The organism is Mesorhizobium sp. M0618 (genome assembly GCF_040320765.1).
Lineage (GTDB): Bacteria > Pseudomonadota > Alphaproteobacteria > Rhizobiales > Rhizobiaceae > Mesorhizobium.
Window position 1 is genome coordinate 14,248 of sequence record NZ_JAMYQH010000051.1, and the last position, 16,212, is coordinate 30,459.

The window sequence follows — 16,212 nt, forward strand, 5'->3', positions numbered from 1 at the left end:
TTTGATCCCATCCCTGTTAAAGGGTGCTCTCTTCTCAATCAGGAGACGAAAATGTTCGAATTGACTGGCCGCAAGGCGCTCGTCACCGGTGCATCCGGGGGCATCGGCGAGGCAATCGCCAGGGTGCTGCATGCGCAAGGCGCGATCGTCGGCCTGCACGGCACCCGCGTCGAGAAACTTGAAGCGCTGGCCACCGAGCTTGGCGACCGGGTCAAGCTGTTCCCGGCCAATCTGTCGAACCGCGACGAGGTCAAGGCGCTCGGCCAGAAGGCGGAGGCCGATCTCGAAGGCGTCGACATCCTGGTCAACAACGCCGGCATCACCAAGGACGGGCTGTTCGTGCGGATGTCGGATGCCGACTGGGACACCGTGCTCGAAGTCAATCTGACCGCCGTGTTCAGGCTGACCCGCGAACTCACCCATCCGATGATGCGCCGCCGCCACGGCCGCATCATCAACATCACCTCGGTCGTTGGCGTCACCGGCAATCCCGGCCAGACCAACTACTGCGCCTCCAAGGCCGGCATGATCGGCTTTTCCAAGTCGCTGGCGCAGGAGATCGCCACCCGCAACATCACCGTCAACTGCGTCGCCCCGGGCTTCATCGAATCGGCGATGACCGGCAAGCTCAACGACAAGCAGAAAGAGGCGATCATGGCGGCGATCCCGACGCGCCGTATGGGCACCAGCGTTGAAGTCGCGTCCGCCGTCGCCTATCTCGCCTCCAACGAAGCCGCCTACGTCACCGGCCAGACCATGCATGTAAATGGCGGCATGGCGATGATTTGAACGAGGTCCGGCAGCAACGCTGCCGGGTTGTGAAAAGAGACCATTTCGGCTTGGACCTCAGCCGATTTTCGTGTAATGCGGCCCGCAACCCGGCGGTTCGGGCAAAAACCGGTCCGTAGCCGTTGCGTTTCCGGCAGTACCATCTTTCAGCTTGATTAGCGGCATTCTGCCCGCTAACGAAGACAGACAAACAAAAGACGAGGATGCCCAAATGAGTGACACCGCAGAGCGCGTCAAGAAGATCGTCATCGAGCACCTTGGCGTCGATGCCGACAAAGTGACGGAGCAGGCGAGCTTCATCGATGATCTGGGCGCCGACAGCCTTGACACGGTCGAACTCGTCATGGCGTTCGAAGAAGAATTCGGCGTCGAGATTCCCGACGACGCAGCCGAGACCATCCTCACCGTCGGCGATGCGGTGAAGTACATCGACAAGGCTTCGGCCTGATACTTTCCGCAGTCATCACCGGGGAGGACCTGCGATGAGGCGTGTCGTCGTCACGGGCCTTGGGTTGCTGTCTCCATTCGGCATGGGCTTCGAGCACAGCTGGAAGGAACTTCTGACCGGCCGCAGCGCTGCCAAGCGCGTCACCGAGTTCGAGGTGGAGGATCTTGCCTGCAAGATCGCCCACGTCATTCCGCGTGGCGACGGCAGCAATGCCACCTTCAATCCCGAGGCCGTGCTCGAGCCGAAGGAATTGCGCAAGATCGGCGACTTCATCCTGTACGGGATTGCCGCCGCCGACGAAGCGCTGAAGGATTCCGGCTGGGAGCCGAAGACGCACGCCGAGCAATGCGCCACCGGCGTCCTGATCGGCTCCGGCATTGGCGGTATCGAGGGCATCGCCGAGAACGCGATGATCCTCAAGGAACGCGGCCCGCGCCGCATCAGCCCTTTCTTCATCCCGGGCCAGATCATCAATCTCGTCTCCGGGCAGGTTTCGATCCGGCACGGGCTGAAAGGCCCGAACCATGCCGTCGTCACGGCCTGTTCGACCGGCGCGCACGCCATTGGCGATGCCGCCCGGTTGATCATGTGGGGCGATGCCGACGTGATGCTCGCAGGTGGCGCCGAGGCGCCGGTGACGCGGCTGTCGATCGCCGGCTTCGCCGCGTGCCGGGCGCTGTCGACGGAACGCAATGATTCGCCGCAAACGGCGTCGCGACCCTATGATCGCGACCGCGACGGCTTCGTCATGGGCGAGGGCGCCGGCGTTGTCGTGCTCGAGGAGCTCGAACATGCCAGGGCGCGCGGCGCCAAGATCTATGCCGAGGTGACGGGTTATGGTCTCACTGGCGATGCGCATCACATCACCGCGCCCGCCGAGGATGGCGATGGCGCCTTCCGTTGCATGACGGCGGCACTGAACCGGGCCAAGTTGACGCCGGCCGATGTCGACTACATCAACGCGCACGGCACCTCGACCATGGCCGACACGATTGAGCTCGGTGCCGTCGAGCGGCTTGTCGGCAATGCCGCATCGAAGATTTCGATGTCGTCAACCAAGTCGTCGATCGGCCATCTGCTTGGAGCGGCGGGTGCCGCCGAAGCGATCTTCTCTATCCTTGCCATCAGAGACAATGTCGCGCCGCCGACCATCAACCTCGATAACCCGGAACGCGAAACCGCGATCGATCTGGTGCCGAACAAGCCGCGTGCCCGCCAGATCGACGTGGCGCTGTCCAATTCCTTCGGCTTTGGCGGGACCAACGCGTCGCTGGTCTTCCAGCGATACAATGGCTGATCGTCCGGCTGCCGGGCGGCGCTTTGGCGTGCCGTCAATTTTGCCATATTCGCCCCTACTCTGCCGCTGGGGATTCGTTGGGCGATCAAACGGTAGGGCGAAATGAACACAAATCCGGCAGGCAACGGAGAATTCGGGCAACGGCCGCCGACATCCGGCCCGATCGTGCCGAAAACGGCCAGCGAGGCGTTGCGGCCGGAGGCTGGCACGCCGCCGCCGAAGCGCTCGCGTGCGTCACGCAGCCAGGTCGTCGTGTTCATGAACTTCGTCATCTCCTCGGTGATGCTGGTGGTCCTGGCGGCCGGCGTCGCGGTCTATTTCGGCAAGGAGGAATTCACCGAACCCGGACCTTCGGCTAATGGCGACACCTTCCTGGTCAAGCCGAACACCGGCGTCCAGGATATCGCCGACCAGCTCGAACGCCGGGGGCTGATCAGCGACGCCCGGGTATTCCGTCTTGGCGTGCGGGCCTTCGGCAATGATTCCGCGCTGAAAGCCGGCGAGTACGAGATCAAGCCCAGGGCTTCCATGCGCGATATCATGGAGCTTTTGAAGAGCGGCAAGTCGGTGATGTATTCGCTGACCATTCCTGAGGGACTGACGGTCGACCAGGCATTGCAGCGCATCGCCGAGGAGACTGCGTTGAGCGGCGACATGCCGGCAACCACGCCGCCGGAGGGCAGCCTCGCCACCGACACGCTGCGCTTCACGCGCGGCGCGACACGCCAGCAGATGGTCGACAAGCTGCTGGCGGATCAGAAGAAGCTGGTCGACGATGTCTGGGAGCGGCGCGCGCCTGACCTGCCGCTGGCCAACGTCGAGGAGTTCGTCACGCTGGCCTCGATCGTCGAGAAGGAGACGGGCAAGGGTGACGAGCGTTCGCGAGTTGCCGCCGTCTTCCTGAACCGGCTTGCCAAGGGCATGCGCCTGCAATCCGATCCGACCATCATCTATGGGCTGTTCGGCGGCAAGGGAAAGCCGGCGGACCGGCCGATCTACCAGTCGGACATCCAGAAACAGACTCCCTACAACACCTATGTGATCAATGGCTTGCCGCCGACGCCGATCGCCAATCCGGGTCGTGCAGCGCTGGAGGCGGTGGCCAATCCGTCGAAGACCGCCGACCTCTATTTCGTTGCCGACGGCACCGGCGGGCACGTCTTTGCCGCGACGCTGGACGAGCACAACGAGAATGTCGCCCGCTATCGCGCGTTGCTGAAGAAGCAGGCCGATGATGCCGCCAAAGCCGCCAAGACGACTGGCACCGGCGACAGCGATGCCAGCGGCGGTGACGCGGGCGCTGCCCAGTAAATGAAGAAAGGCGTTGCCCGACAGGCAACGCCCTGACATTTGGAAGAGCGCCGCGCGTCCGATTTCGACGCGCCTGCGGCGCAGTCTTTTTTCAAGCCGCACTCGCTCCTGTCCGGAAAGCCGGTTCAGGGCGATGTGCCAGGGACGTGTGGGCGATATGAATTTGCAGAGCATGACCGGTTTTGCACGTGCCGTCGCCGAGCACGAAGGCACTTCGATCGCCTGGGAGGTCAAGTCCGTCAACGGCAAGAGCGTCGAGGTACGGCTGCGGCTGCCGCAAGGCTTCGAACGGTTGGAACCTGCTGTCCGGCAGATACTTCAGAAACGTTTTGCACGCGGCAATTTCCAGGCGACGCTGACCATCGGCCGTGCCGTTGGCGCGCAGGCGCAGCCGGTCGTCAACGAAGCCTTCCTGAAGGACCTTGCTGGGCTCGCCAAACGGCTGCAGGAGCAATTCGGCGTTGCTGCGGCGACGTCAGATGGATTGCTTTCGCTGCGCGGCGTGCTCGACATTCCTGAAACCGTCGAAACCGAGGAGGCGAGGGCCGCGCTCGATGCCGCGATCATGGTCGCGCTCGAAGTGGCCTTGAACGGGCTCGAACAGGCACGTCAGGGCGAAGGAGCCGCGCTGGCTTTGCTGTTGTCGGGTCATATCGACACGATCGAGGTGCTGACGCTGCGAGCCGAGGCGGATCCATCCCGCGAGACGACGGTGATTCGCGAACGCATCGCCGAGCAGGTCAGGCTGCTGATGGACGCTTCCGCCAATCTGGATGCCACCCGACTGCACATGGAGGCGGCGTTCCTGGCCACCAAAGCCGATATTCGCGAAGAGATCGACCGGCTGAAAACGCATGTCGCGTCCGGCCGGGCTCTGCTGCTGGGCGGCGGTGCGGTCGGTCGCAAGCTCGATTTTCTGGCACAGGAATTTAACCGCGAATCGAATACGCTGTGTTCCAAATCGAATGCCGCAGCCGTCACCGCGATCGGCCTGGACCTGAAGGCGGTGGTCGACCAATTTCGTGAACAGATCCAGAATCTGGAGTAGCCGATGGTTGCCAAGGATTTGGGGTCCCGCATTCGCCGCCGGGGCCTAATGCTCGTCCTGTCGTCGCCATCCGGCGCCGGCAAGTCGACGATCGCGCGCAATCTTCTGGAAAGCGATTCCAGCCTCGAACTGTCGGTCTCGGTCACCACCAGGCCGCGCCGCGGAAGCGAGATCGAAGGCGTCCACTATCATTTTCGGACGATGCGCGAATTCGAGCGGCTTCGTGATTCCGACGCACTGCTGGAGTGGGCCGAGGTGCATGGCAATTGCTATGCGACGCCGCGCGAACCGGCCGAACTGGCGCTGTCCGAGGGGCGCGACATGCTGTTCGACATCGACTGGCAAGGTGCCCAGCAGCTCAAGGAGAAGATGCGCGCCGACATTGTCTCGATCTTCATCCTGCCGCCATCGATGAAGGAGTTGAAGGCGCGGCTGAAACGTCGCGCTGAAGACCAGGAGGCGGTGATCGAAACGCGGCTGAAAAACGCCCGCAACGAGATCGAGCACTGGAAGGAATATGATTTCGTCATCGTCAATGACGACCTTGACCGCGCCTTCGCCGAAGTGCGCGGTATCGTCGTCGCCGAGCGGCTAAGACGCGACCGCCGGCCAGGCCTGTTCGATTTCGTCTCTGGACTGTTGGACGAGAAGACGGGCTGAGGCGGTGAAGCGCCAATCTCCCCCACGAGGGGTGGGAGATCGGCAGCTTCTTACACCGCATTGGTCAGCCGCACGAACTCCTCGACGCTCAGCGTTTCGGCGCGGCGTGTCGGATCGATGCCGGCGCGTTCGAGCAGGGCCTCGCCGCCGAGGCTCTTCACGCTTTGCCGCAGCATCTTGCGACGTTGGCCGAAGGCGGCTTCTGTGACGCGGCCGAGTTTTTTCACCTCGGCGGGCAGGGGCGTCGGGCGCGGCACCAGATGCACCACCGAGGAGGTGACCTTTGGCGGCGGCGTGAATGCCTGTGGCGGTACGTCGAAGGCGATCCTCGCCTCCGTCCGCCAGCCGGCAAGAACCCCCAACCGGCCATAGCTGTCGCTGCCGGCGGGAGCGACGATGCGCTCGGCCACCTCGCGCTGGAACATCAAAGTCATCGAGGTGTAGAAAGGCGGCCAGTCGCTGACCGTCAGCCAGCGCACCAGCAGCTCCGTGCCGATGTTGTAGGGCAGGTTGGCCACGATCTTGACCGGACCGCCGTTCCCGGTCGCTCGGCTGGCAAGGCCTGCGAAATCCGTCTTCAGCGCATCGCCGGAAACAACCTCCAGCCGGCCGGGATAGTGGTCGGACACTTCGGCAAGAGCAGCCAGGCAACGTTCGTCGCGCTCTATGGCGATCACATGGCGCGCTCCGTTGTTGAGCAAGGCGCGGGTCAGCCCGCCGGGACCAGGACCGACCTCGATCACTGTTGCATCGGACAAGTCGCCGGCGGTGCGCGCGATCTTGCCGGTGAGGTTGAGGTCGAGCAGAAAATTCTGGCCGAGCGCCTTCTTCGCCTGCAACCCATGACGCTCGATCACCTCGCGTAGCGGCGGCAGCCCGTCGATGCTCATGCCCGAGGTCTCATACGGCGATTGCCTTCGTGTTCGTGTCGGCCAGCCGCCGGGCAAGCTTCAGCGCCGCTATCAGGCTGTCGGGCCGCGCCACACCCTTGCCGGCAATGTCGAAGGCCGTGCCGTGGTCGGGCGAGGTGCGGATGAAGGGCAGGCCGAGCGTGACATTGACCGCCTCGTCGAAAGCCAGCGCCTTGGCCGGGATCAGCGCCTGGTCGTGATACATGCAAAGGGCCGCGTCGTAGCCCGCCCGCGCCCGGACATGGAACAACGTGTCGGCCGGCAAAGGGCCGAAAGCGTCGATGCCCTCGGCACGCAGGATGTCGACCGCCGGGCGCACGATCCGCTCGTCCTCGAGGCCCATGGAGCCGCCTTCGCCGGCATGCGGGTTGAGCCCGGCAATCGCCAGCCTCGGCTTGGCGATGCCGAAGCGGCCGGTAAGGTCGGCGGCGGTGATGCGCGCGGTGGCGACGATCAGTTCGGTGGTCAGTGCCTTCGGCACCTCGGCCAGCGCGATGTGGATGGTGACGGGAACGGTGCGCAGGTCGGGTCCTACCAGCATCATCACAGGCATCGCCTCGACGCCGCTGTGCCGGGCCGCCAGATGCGCCAGATATTCGGTGTGGCCGGGAAAGCGGAAGCCCGCATCGTAGAGCGGCTTCTTGGCGATCGGGCAGGTGACCACGGCCGAGGCTTCGCCGGCAAGGCAATCGGCGACGGCGCGGTCGATGGCCTCGATGGTGGCTTCCGCATTGGCCGGATCCGGCCGGCCGGGGCTGTCGATGCAGCCGGCGGCTAGCGGGACGATCGGCAAGGCGCGGGCAAAGACCTGCGCCGCTTGCGCTGATGTCGTTTCGACGACCGGCAGCGAAATGCCGAGCAGGCGCGCCCGGGAGGCGATCAGCGCCGGATCGGCGAGCAGGTAGAAGGGGGGCAGGTCGGCAGCTTCCCGCGCCATAAAGGCGGCGATGGCGATCTCCGGCCCAATGCCGGACGGATCGCCGACGCTCAACGCGAGCGCAGTCACTGCGTTGCCCACGTCAGCGCTTGACGATGCGGGCTTTTGCCTTCAGCTCGTCGACATATTTCTTGCTGAGCGCGTCGGCATCCTTGTCGCCGCCAGAGCCTTCGGCCTGGAACGCCATCTGCGCGACCTTGTCGTCGGACACTTCGCGCGACGAGCAGATGCCGATGAATTCGACGCCGCGCTCGGTTTCGCGCGTGGCGGTGGCACCGCCGACTTTGGTCGCCTTGATCTGCTCGGCCCAGTCCGGCGGCAGTTGCGGCGCGAGCACCCGGCCCAGATCGCGAACGGTGACGTCGATCAGGCCCTTGGCGAATTCGCGCGTCGTGTTGCAGCCGTTGAAGCGGGCGCGCATGGCGTCGGCCTCGCGCTTGCGTTTGCCCAGCGTCGCGCTGCGTTCAGCCGCCGGCACCACGAAGATGACCTGCTGCAGCATGTATTCGGTGGCGCTCGGTTTGGCGCCGCCTTTTTCGAGCATCTTCCTCACGAGATCCTGCTCGCTGACGGCACCTGTGCCGTCGCCGGAACGGTAGCGCGCGCTCAAGGCCTGGTTCCAGGCCATCTGGGCGCGGATGAATTCCTTGAAGTGGCTCTTGGTGACGCCTGACTTCTCCATGACGCCGTCAAGCTGGCTGAGCTGCATCTTGTTGCTCGAGGCAAAGCGCTGATACGCCGCCTCGACCTGTGCGTCGCTGATGCGGATGCCAAGCCGCTTGGCCTCGGCCATACGCAGCGTCTGGTCGATCATTTCCTGGCCGGCATCGCCCTTCTTGCGCTGCAGCTTCAGGAAGGCGGCGCGATGGGCGATGTCGCCGCTGGTGACCGGAACGTCGTTGACGACGTATTTGATCTCGCTGGCGAAAGCCGGCGGCGTCATTGCGGTGATCGACACGGACGTCGCCGCCACGAGCAACGCTAAACCTGCTGAAAAGAGGTATTTCCTCATCGTTGGTATCCCAATTCTATCCCGGTCCCGCCCAATTTCATCTTTCCAGGTGCGCGAAATCCGTGCCAGCCCTATGCGGCGAAACGATGTCGCCGATTGTTACTGGATCGTGTCGATGGCACTGGTCGACGAGCCGAATTCGCCGAGGGTGCGGAACGACAGATTGAAGCCGATGGTCTGCGACACCTCCCTGGTGTTCAGATCGCGCGACTGCGAGTAGGTCATCAGATAAGTGAAGCAGGAATCGTTGTAGGCGAAGCCGACACCGTCCTTGACCAGCAGGCTTTGCTGCAGGTCGTATGTTCCTGTGCCGAAGACGCGCCAGTTTTCGGCGAGATGCGTCGATGCACCAAGCGTGACCTCGTGGCGGTCGGTGGTGAAGCCGTACAGTGGCTGAGCCTGGATGAAGGCGTATTTGGCGCTCAGCGACACAGGCAGGCCGGAATAGGCGGCCTTCACCTCGGCGCGGCGGACCTCGAAGCTCTGTTCGTCGAAACGGCCGCTGACCGAGGCCGCGAAGCCGTTGGGGCTGTTGATGCCGAAGAGGCCGACATAGTCGGACTTGGTCGTGTCGAGGCCGGAGTTGGCGCCGACATTCACCAGATCCGGCGCGGCGAACGAGTTCTCGCCGCCAATCTGATAGGATTGGCCGAAAATGGCATTAGTGCCCCAGCCATTGTTGTACGAGCCGGAATAGCGGAAGCCGACATTGGCACGCGAACCGCCTTCGACGCGGTCGTAACCGGAGAACTTGTCGCGTTCGAACAAGGTGGTCGCATCGAAGACCATGCTTTGGGCGTCTTCGTTGGGCACTGAGAGGCCGCCGACATATTGCTCGTTCGGGCGCATGAAGACCTGCGCCATTGGCTCGATCACGTGGCTGGACCCGCTGGCCATGGAAAACAGCACCGGCCAACGCATCTCGAGGCCCGCGGTTGCCATGTAACGGGCAAATGACGAGCGCATATCGGCCTGCTCGCCCAAATTTGCCGCCATCTGGTTGACGGCGTCTAGCGAAGCCGACGACGCGTTGAGATAGTCGACGTCGCCCTGCAGCGCGAGCAATGGTGTCAGCACCAGCCCGCCATCGGTGACGAAGCTCCGCTTCCACTCGGCCTCGGCGGTGAGACGGCCCGATTCACCTTCGATACCGGGAACACGCTGTGTGGGGGTGGAGAACGTGTCATCGAGCTCGTCGCGGCGGATGACACGCGCGTTGACATTGAGCGACAGCTGGCCGCCGGCCACCGACGCATCAGGAATATAGGCGTAGTCGAGCGACGGCAGCACCCAGGGCTGTTGTCCGCTTCGCGCAGAGGCGTTGTCGTCAGGCGTATCTTCCTGCACATCGAAATGCATGGCGCGCACGTCGAAATAGTTGCGGCCGTTGAGACCCGTCAAGTAGACCGACGACTGGTGGACGCTGCTATTATACTTGTCGATGCCGTAGGTGTTCGAGAAGTTCTTGTCGGTCTGCAGCAGCACGTCCCAGCCGAAGTTCCAGCGTGAGTTGATGGCGAACTGCCCCTGGGTACCCATCATGCCGCGGAATTTGTTGGGATCGCCGGCGCTGCCCGAATTGACGTTGTGGCCAGAGCTGGATGGGAAGGCAGTGGTGTCGAGGAAGGCGTCGGGATTCTGCTGGTGTATCCCGGCGATCTTCAAGCTGTACTCGCCATTGTCGAAGCGCTGACGCCACTCGGCCTCACCGAGGAAGCCCTGCCTGGTATAGCCGGTGCCGGTGACGGTCAGGTCGTAGGTCGGCGCCAATGCGAGATAATAGGGGACTTTCACGCCGACGCCGAGATCGCTCTTGTAGATGATGCTCGGGATCAGGAAGCCGCTCTTGCGCTTCACCGTCGGGTCGGCAATTTCGAATGCAGGCAGATAGGCAAGCGGAAAACCGAAGAACTCGAAATTCGCATTCTCGAAGCGAACCGTCTTCTTCTCGCCGTTCCAGATGATCTTCTTGGCCTTGACGCGCCAGGTCGGCGCTTTGTCCGGCTTATCCTCGCACGGCTCGCAGGCGGTGTAGACGCCATTGTGGAAGGTGGTCAGCACGCCGCCCATGCGTTCGGCGCTTTCGGCGGCGAAATAGGCCTTGTCGATGGTCTCGACCCGCAACGCGTTGACGAAGCCGTCGGCGAAGTCGTCGGTGATGTCGATATGCTGCGAATTGATCTTGGTGCCGTCGCTGTTGATGACTTCGACGTTGCCGCTCGCCACCATCCGCTTGGTGTTGCGGTTGTACTCGACCCGCTGGGCGACAAGGCGATTGCCACCATAGTCGATCTGCACGCCGCCAACGGCGGTCACGGTCTGGTTGTCGTTGTTATAGACCAGCGTATCTGCCGCCAGCAGCATTTGCGAGCCGGACGGAACCGATGTCGCCATGTCGCCGACGTCCTGCGCGAGCGCCGGTGCCGGAACGGCGTAGGCAAGCACGCACGCCAAGGCGGTCGCCGCATAGAGGCGCGCCAAACCGGCCTGCCTGTTGCTGGGCAAAAACGCCTCCCTCACTAGCCGTCTTCCTTGTATAGCAGGAAAGTCACCCCGAAGAACATAGCCACCATGACCGGTACCCAGGCGGCTACGACAGTCGGCACGAATCCCGCCACGCCGAATGCCTTTACCAACACCGAAACGACATAAAGCAGAAAGCCAGCGATGATGCCACCCAGAATCATCGTCGCCGACTGTCCCATCCTGGCAAATCGCATTGAAACCGTTGCCGCGATCAGCGTCATGGCGACGAGCAGGAACGGCAACGCCACGAGCGAATCAAACTGCATGGCAAAGGCATTTGCCTTGAGGCCGAAGGAGCGGGCAACTTCGATCTTTCCGGGCAGGTCGTAGAAGGGGATGGTTTCGGGGCGCGCCAGCCGCTCTTGCACGAATTCGGGCTTCAAATTGGTCGGTACGCGATCGGTTGCCAATACCTGGATCGTGCCGTTCTGGAACGTCTTGACGTCCTGCAATTCCCAATAGCCGTCGCGCAGGAAGGCACGGGTGGCGTCCTTGCGCGCGACGATGTTGCCTTGCGGGTCGAGAATGAAAAACACGACGTCGGCCATTTCCAGGCCCTGGTTCAGGATGGCCCGCGCACCGATGATGGTGTCCCCCGAACTGGTTTTCTGCCGGATCCAGGGCGCGGCATCGGCCGAGACCGTATTCGATTTGCCGGAACGCAGCTGGGTTTCGATCTGCTCGGACCAGGAGAATGCGTGCGCGGCGAGCGGATTGATGACGCCAACCGACAGGACGCCGAACAGCAAGGCTCCGACACAGCAGGGCAAGAGGAACTGCCAGGCGGAAACACCGGCGGAACGCGCGATGACCAGCTCGTAACGCCGGTTCAGCGATACCAGCGTCGCCATCGCCGAGAAGAGACCGACGAACGGCACCGTCTGCAGCATGATCATCGGCATACGGAGGCCTGAAATGGCTACCGCCGTGCCGTAGGTGAAGCCGGGCAGGCCGGTGGTGCGTCCGGACAGCTCGGTGAAATCGATCAGGAACACCAATGCCAGGAGGCCGATGAAGAACCAGATGGTGATCGTCACATAGCGGAAGAAGAAGTAGCGGCCCAGTGTCCAGCCCATCAGCCGACCCCTTGCCCTGATGCGCCGCGCCTGGACAAACGCAATTTGAAAGCATTCCAGCTGTCAGCGATGCGCGTGGCGAAGTTTGTCATCCAGTCCGCCCAGGTCACGGGCAGTTCCAGTGTCCGGTTGGAGACGATGAACCAGATCGCCACCGCGGAAGCCACGATCGGCACGCCATAGACCATATACGCATATTGCGGGACCTCATCCGCCTTGCTGGCGGCAAAAAAGCCCAGCCAACGCACGAACAGCGATATCGTGATCGCCGTGATCAGCGGATTGACCCGCGCCTCGCGGTGCGAGCGCGCATCCCCGGCGACCGCAAGCGCGATCAGCGCGAAAACCATGGAATAGGTCCATTCCGAGAACCGCTGGTTGACTTCGGCCCGGTATTCGTAGGGGTTCTGCTGATAATACTTGTCGTTGGCGCCCGGGTTGAGCAGGTACTGCGTCGTCTGGTCCTTGGGCAGGAGCGTCACCGCCGAAGCCGCCGCCATGAAGGCCGACATGTCGAAGGCATAGGAGGTGAAGCGGATGACGGAGAGATCGCCGGTCAGCGTTTTGCGATGGATGACGCCGTCATTCATCATCAGCACCTTTTCACCGCCGCGTTCGATGATGCTTCCGGTCTTGGCGTAGTAGACGAGGTTGACGCCTTCTTCGCGCGAATCGGCGACGAAAATGCCACCCAGCCGATTGTTGGGAAGGCGCTCGCCGATCTGCAGGAACAACCCGTCGTCAATCTTGCGGAAGGTGCCTTCCTGGATGATCAGCGACAACAGATCCGCGCGCGACGACGCCACCAGGGCCCGGTTCTTCTGCCGTGCGTAAGGGTCGATGCCGTTGTCGACGGCAAAGGAAAAAACGGCGGCGGCGAGCGCCAGCAACATGATCGGCCGCACGATCGTCCAGCGCGAGGCCCCCGCGGCGTTGACGACGGCGAGTTCGGAATCCGAATTCATGACACTGAGTGTCTGTGCGACCGCTACCACCAGCGCGAAAGGCACCACGATCGGGATGATGGACGGAAGGATGAGGGCGGCGACTTCGAAGAAGGTGAGCGCCGACTGGCCGCTGTCGGTGACCAGGTCGATCTTTGCCAGCACCTGCGTCGTCCATACGATCGCCAGCGTCCACACAAGTGCGGCCATGAAGACCACGAAAGCGCGGCGCATGATGTAGCGTTCAACGACCTTCATGAAGGCTTTTCTCGATTTTTTCGAACGGCATCATGCCACCGAACAAGGTAGCTGTCCGGCAGCGCCTGCACAACTGGCTCATCAGATGGTCTATCCGGGTTCTGTCCCACATCACGCCCCCCGGCTGGGCGGAGTGTCGGCGGGAATGGATAAGAAAGGGCGAACATCGATGGTTAACAACAGGTTGCGGCAAAAAGCGGGGCCGTGCCGCGACGAATCGTCATCGATTCCATAGGTCATATGGGATGCCAATTCGGCAAAGTCTTGCCAAATGCCGGAAAACGACCAAATGTCGCGCATCGTTTCGAACCGCTTCCCCAAAAGTCGCGCATTCCCTGAAAGCAGGACATGATGAATCAAAGACCGTCGATCGCCTTCGCCAAATTTTCCGGGTCCCAGAGCGCGGTGAACAAGAAGGGCACGGTCTTCGTGCTCGCGGCGGATGAGGGCGGCCTGAGCGACGTCGCCAAGGCCGGTGATCCCGGCAAGACACTGGAGCGGGCCTTTCCCGTGGCTGAGTTCACGGGCAAGTTCGCCAGCACGGTGGAAGTTCTGGCGCCGCAGGGAGCATCGCTCGACAGACTGGTGGCGATAGGCGCCGGCAAGGTATCGGGACTGGACGAATATGCGTGGTTGAAGCTTGGCGGCACCGTTGCCGCGTCGCTGCGCAAGGCGACCGAAGTGGCGGTGGTCCTCGATGTGGCCGGCGCCTCGCCGAGCGCGAAAGACGCGGCAAGCCTTGCCGCGGGCATTCTCCTGCGCAGCTATTCCTTCGACAAGTACAAGACCAGGAAGGACAAGGACGACGGCAAGGCAGAGCCGAAGAAGCCGGTCAAGGTGACCATCCACACCGCCGATCCGGCCGCTGCGAAGAAGGCCTTCGCCGATGCCGAGGCGGTGATAGACGGCGTCCTACTGGCGCGCGACCTCGTCAACGAACCGGCAAACGTGCTTGGGCCGGTCGAGTTCGCTGCCCGCGCCAAGTAACTCGAGGCACTAGGCTTCAAGGGCGAGATTTTGGCGGAGAAGTAAATGAAGAAGCTCGGCATGGGCTCGCTGCTCGGTGTCGCGCAAGGATCGCCGCGCGGCGCCCGCATGGCGATCATGCAGTGGAACGGCGGCAAGCCGAAGGACAGCCCGATCGCCTTCGTCGGCAAGGGCGTCACTTTCGACACTGGCGGCAATTCCATAAAGCCGGCCTCGGGCATGGAGGATATGAAGGGCGACATGGGCGGTGCCGCCGCCGTTACCGGCCTGATGCATGCGCTGGCGGCCCGCAAGGCGAAAGCCAATGTCGTCGGTATCATCGGACTGGTCGAAAATGCCGTCGACGGTCATGCCCAGCGCCCCGGTGATATCGTCACTTCGATGTCGGGCCAGACCATCGAGGTGCTCAATACCGACGCCGAGGGCCGCCTCGTGCTGGCCGATGCGTTGTGGTACTGCAACGACCGCTTCCAGCCGAAATTCATGGTCAATCTGGCGACGCTGACCGGCGCCATCATGGTGGCGCTCGGTCAACATTATGCCGGCCTCTTTTCCAACAATGACGAACTGGCCGAAAAGTTGGCGGCGGCGGGGCAGGCGACGCAGGAATGGCTGTGGCGCATGCCGCTGGGGGCCGAATACGACAAGCTGATCGATTCCAAGAACGCCGACATGAAGAACATCGGCGGCCGTTTTGGCGGCGCCACCATCGCGGCGCAGTTTCTGCAGCGCTTCGTCAAGGACACGCCATGGGCCCATCTCGACATTGCCGGCACGGCGATGGGGGCGCCGTCGAACGAGATCAACCAGTCCTGGGGTTCCGGTTTCGGCGTCAGGCTGCTCGACCGGCTGGTGCGCGACAATTATGAGCAGTGAACGGGTTCAATCACTATAGGCTGAAGCGATGGCCGACGTCCTGTTCTACCACCTGACCGAATCGACGCTGGAGGATGCGCTGCCAGGCCTCCTGGAGCGCAGCGTCGACCGTGGCTGGCGCGCCGTGGTGCAGACAGGCACCGAGGAACGCCGTGATGCGCTCGACCAGCATCTTTGGACCTTCCGGGACGATTCGTTCCTGGCGCACGCGACCGATCGTGAGGCTCATCCCGGCGAACAGCCGATTCTGTTGACCACCGGCGACAGCAATCCCAACGACGCAAAGATAAGGTTCCTGGTCGACGGCGCGGTGCCGCCTGACCTTGGCGGCTACGAGCGCGTCGTGTTCCTGTTCGATGGCCACGATGCCGCCCAGCTCGAGGCGGCGCGAGGGCACTGGAAGGTGATGAAGAGCGCTGGCCACGCCGTCACCTATTGGCAACAGACGCCAGATCGCCGCTGGGAGCGCAAGGCTTAAGGCAGGTCGCCTGAACGTGACTGAGGCAGGTCGCTGACCGTTCAGTCGACCCGCTTTTGGACCAGTGCCCTGTCCCGGATGAAAGTCTCTACTACTTTGCCTTGATCCGGCTCTGTTTGCGGCTGACGTAGTCGCCGTGTTTCAATTTCATGAACGCGTCCGCAAGGTTGCGGTGCGAACTCCTGAATACGTACCATTCTCCATCTGGAACCCGGCGCTGGTAGAGAATCCTGCCTGCCTGGCGATGTTCGAAACAGGAAAGAGCGTTGGAGTCGCCTCCGGCTCCGTGCCATTTTGCGCGGAAGCACAGCTTGCCTCCTCCGGGAATGAACCAGATGCCGTCACCGTAGCCCAGCTTGCGCGCCTTGTCCGAGGTCCAGGCACTGAACTGACGGCGCTGGACGGCAAAATATCCGGCACCCTCCCGACCCCAGAGCCACGAGCGGTTCTGGTACATCTGGTAGATGCCTTTGTCCGGCACCACCTCTGCCCGCATGGCCTGTTCGGCGATTTTCGTCGCCGTCTTGGCTGTTGCGGGAATCTGGAAAGCAAACAGACCAATGGAACAGGGGTAGTGTGCTGAGAGTTCTGCAAATTCGCTGAGAGAGGGCGGTCATGGCAGGCTGGTGATGTTCAACGTCACCGATTCCCGCG

General features: G+C 62.7%; 15 protein-coding genes and 1 pseudogene. 8 read left to right on the forward strand and 8 right to left on the reverse strand.

Going from position 1 to position 16,212, the window contains the following annotated elements; translation table 11 throughout:
• Positions 1 to 51: 51 nt before the first annotated feature.
• From fabG to gmk, 6 genes are all read left to right on the forward strand, one after another.
• The gene (gene fabG / locus NKJ04_RS32225; RefSeq protein ID WP_352679798.1) at positions 52 to 789 is read left to right on the forward strand and encodes a 3-oxoacyl-[acyl-carrier-protein] reductase; all 738 of its coding nucleotides are present in this window, start codon (positions 52 to 54) and stop codon (positions 787 to 789) included.
• A 211-nt stretch (positions 790 to 1,000) separates the two neighbouring features.
• Complete coding sequence (locus tag NKJ04_RS32230; RefSeq protein ID WP_006203723.1) at positions 1,001 to 1,237, forward strand: acyl carrier protein; 237 nt, start codon at positions 1,001 to 1,003, stop codon at positions 1,235 to 1,237.
• A gap of 34 nt (positions 1,238 to 1,271) precedes the next feature.
• Positions 1,272 to 2,534 (forward strand): beta-ketoacyl-ACP synthase II, encoded by a 1,263-nt coding sequence (gene fabF, locus NKJ04_RS32235; protein ID WP_352679801.1) that lies wholly within the window; start codon positions 1,272 to 1,274, stop codon positions 2,532 to 2,534.
• Positions 2,535 to 2,636: 102 nt separating this feature from the next.
• A complete protein-coding gene (gene mltG / locus NKJ04_RS32240; RefSeq protein WP_352679804.1) occupies positions 2,637 to 3,845 on the forward strand; it encodes an endolytic transglycosylase MltG in 1,209 nt (402 codons plus the stop codon).
• Between the two features lie 157 nt (positions 3,846 to 4,002).
• Positions 4,003 to 4,893: a YicC/YloC family endoribonuclease gene (locus tag NKJ04_RS32245; protein ID WP_352442178.1), complete on the forward strand. Its 891-nt coding sequence runs from the start codon at positions 4,003 to 4,005 to the stop codon at positions 4,891 to 4,893.
• Positions 4,894 to 4,896: 3 nt separating this feature from the next.
• On the forward strand, positions 4,897 to 5,553 hold the full coding sequence (gene gmk / locus NKJ04_RS32250; RefSeq protein ID WP_013532512.1) for a guanylate kinase: 657 nt from the start codon (positions 4,897 to 4,899) through the stop codon (positions 5,551 to 5,553).
• A 50-nt stretch (positions 5,554 to 5,603) separates the two neighbouring features.
• Here the strand turns inward: gmk and rsmA are convergent, their stop codons facing one another.
• From rsmA to NKJ04_RS32285, 7 genes are all read right to left on the reverse strand, one after another.
• Positions 5,604 to 6,443 (reverse strand): 16S rRNA (adenine(1518)-N(6)/adenine(1519)-N(6))-dimethyltransferase RsmA, encoded by an 840-nt coding sequence (gene rsmA, locus NKJ04_RS32255; protein WP_128305689.1) that lies wholly within the window; start codon positions 6,441 to 6,443, stop codon positions 5,604 to 5,606.
• 10 nt (positions 6,444 to 6,453) lie between these two features.
• On the reverse strand, positions 6,454 to 7,482 hold the full coding sequence (gene pdxA, locus NKJ04_RS32260; RefSeq protein ID WP_352679808.1) for a 4-hydroxythreonine-4-phosphate dehydrogenase PdxA: 1,029 nt from the start codon (positions 7,480 to 7,482) through the stop codon (positions 6,454 to 6,456).
• A gap of 1 nt (position 7,483) precedes the next feature.
• Positions 7,484 to 8,413 carry a peptidylprolyl isomerase gene (locus NKJ04_RS32265; protein ID WP_352550533.1) on the reverse strand — a complete coding sequence of 310 codons (930 nt, stop codon included), beginning with the start codon at positions 8,411 to 8,413 and terminating at the stop codon, positions 7,484 to 7,486.
• Between the two features lie 99 nt (positions 8,414 to 8,512).
• On the reverse strand, positions 8,513 to 10,933 hold the full coding sequence (locus NKJ04_RS32270) for an LPS-assembly protein LptD (RefSeq protein ID WP_352550531.1): 2,421 nt from the start codon (positions 10,931 to 10,933) through the stop codon (positions 8,513 to 8,515).
• Entirely contained in the window at positions 10,933 to 12,018 is a 1,086-nt protein-coding gene (gene lptG, locus NKJ04_RS32275; RefSeq protein ID WP_352550966.1) for an LPS export ABC transporter permease LptG, read from the reverse strand. Before lptG ends, NKJ04_RS32270 begins: the two co-directional genes overlap by 1 nt.
• Positions 12,015 to 13,217, reverse strand: coding sequence for an LPS export ABC transporter permease LptF (gene lptF, locus NKJ04_RS32280; RefSeq protein ID WP_128305684.1), 1,203 nt, complete (start codon positions 13,215 to 13,217; stop codon positions 12,015 to 12,017). Before lptF ends, lptG begins: the two co-directional genes overlap by 4 nt.
• A gap of 111 nt (positions 13,218 to 13,328) precedes the next feature.
• On the reverse strand, positions 13,329 to 13,517 hold the full coding sequence (locus tag NKJ04_RS32285; RefSeq protein WP_127289235.1) for a hypothetical protein: 189 nt from the start codon (positions 13,515 to 13,517) through the stop codon (positions 13,329 to 13,331).
• 51 nt (positions 13,518 to 13,568) lie between these two features.
• Here NKJ04_RS32285 and NKJ04_RS32290 point away from each other — a divergent pair.
• Positions 13,569 to 15,080, forward strand: a pseudogene (locus NKJ04_RS32290) (leucyl aminopeptidase).
• Positions 15,081 to 15,108: 28 nt separating this feature from the next.
• Positions 15,109 to 15,558 (forward strand): DNA polymerase III subunit chi, encoded by a 450-nt coding sequence (locus NKJ04_RS32295; protein WP_352679811.1) that lies wholly within the window; start codon positions 15,109 to 15,111, stop codon positions 15,556 to 15,558.
• A 91-nt stretch (positions 15,559 to 15,649) separates the two neighbouring features.
• On the opposite strand, the gene NKJ04_RS32300 is transcribed toward NKJ04_RS32295, so the two are convergent.
• Positions 15,650 to 16,120 (reverse strand): DUF995 domain-containing protein, encoded by a 471-nt coding sequence (locus tag NKJ04_RS32300; RefSeq protein ID WP_032909511.1) that lies wholly within the window; start codon positions 16,118 to 16,120, stop codon positions 15,650 to 15,652.
• Positions 16,121 to 16,212 lie beyond the last annotated feature (92 nt).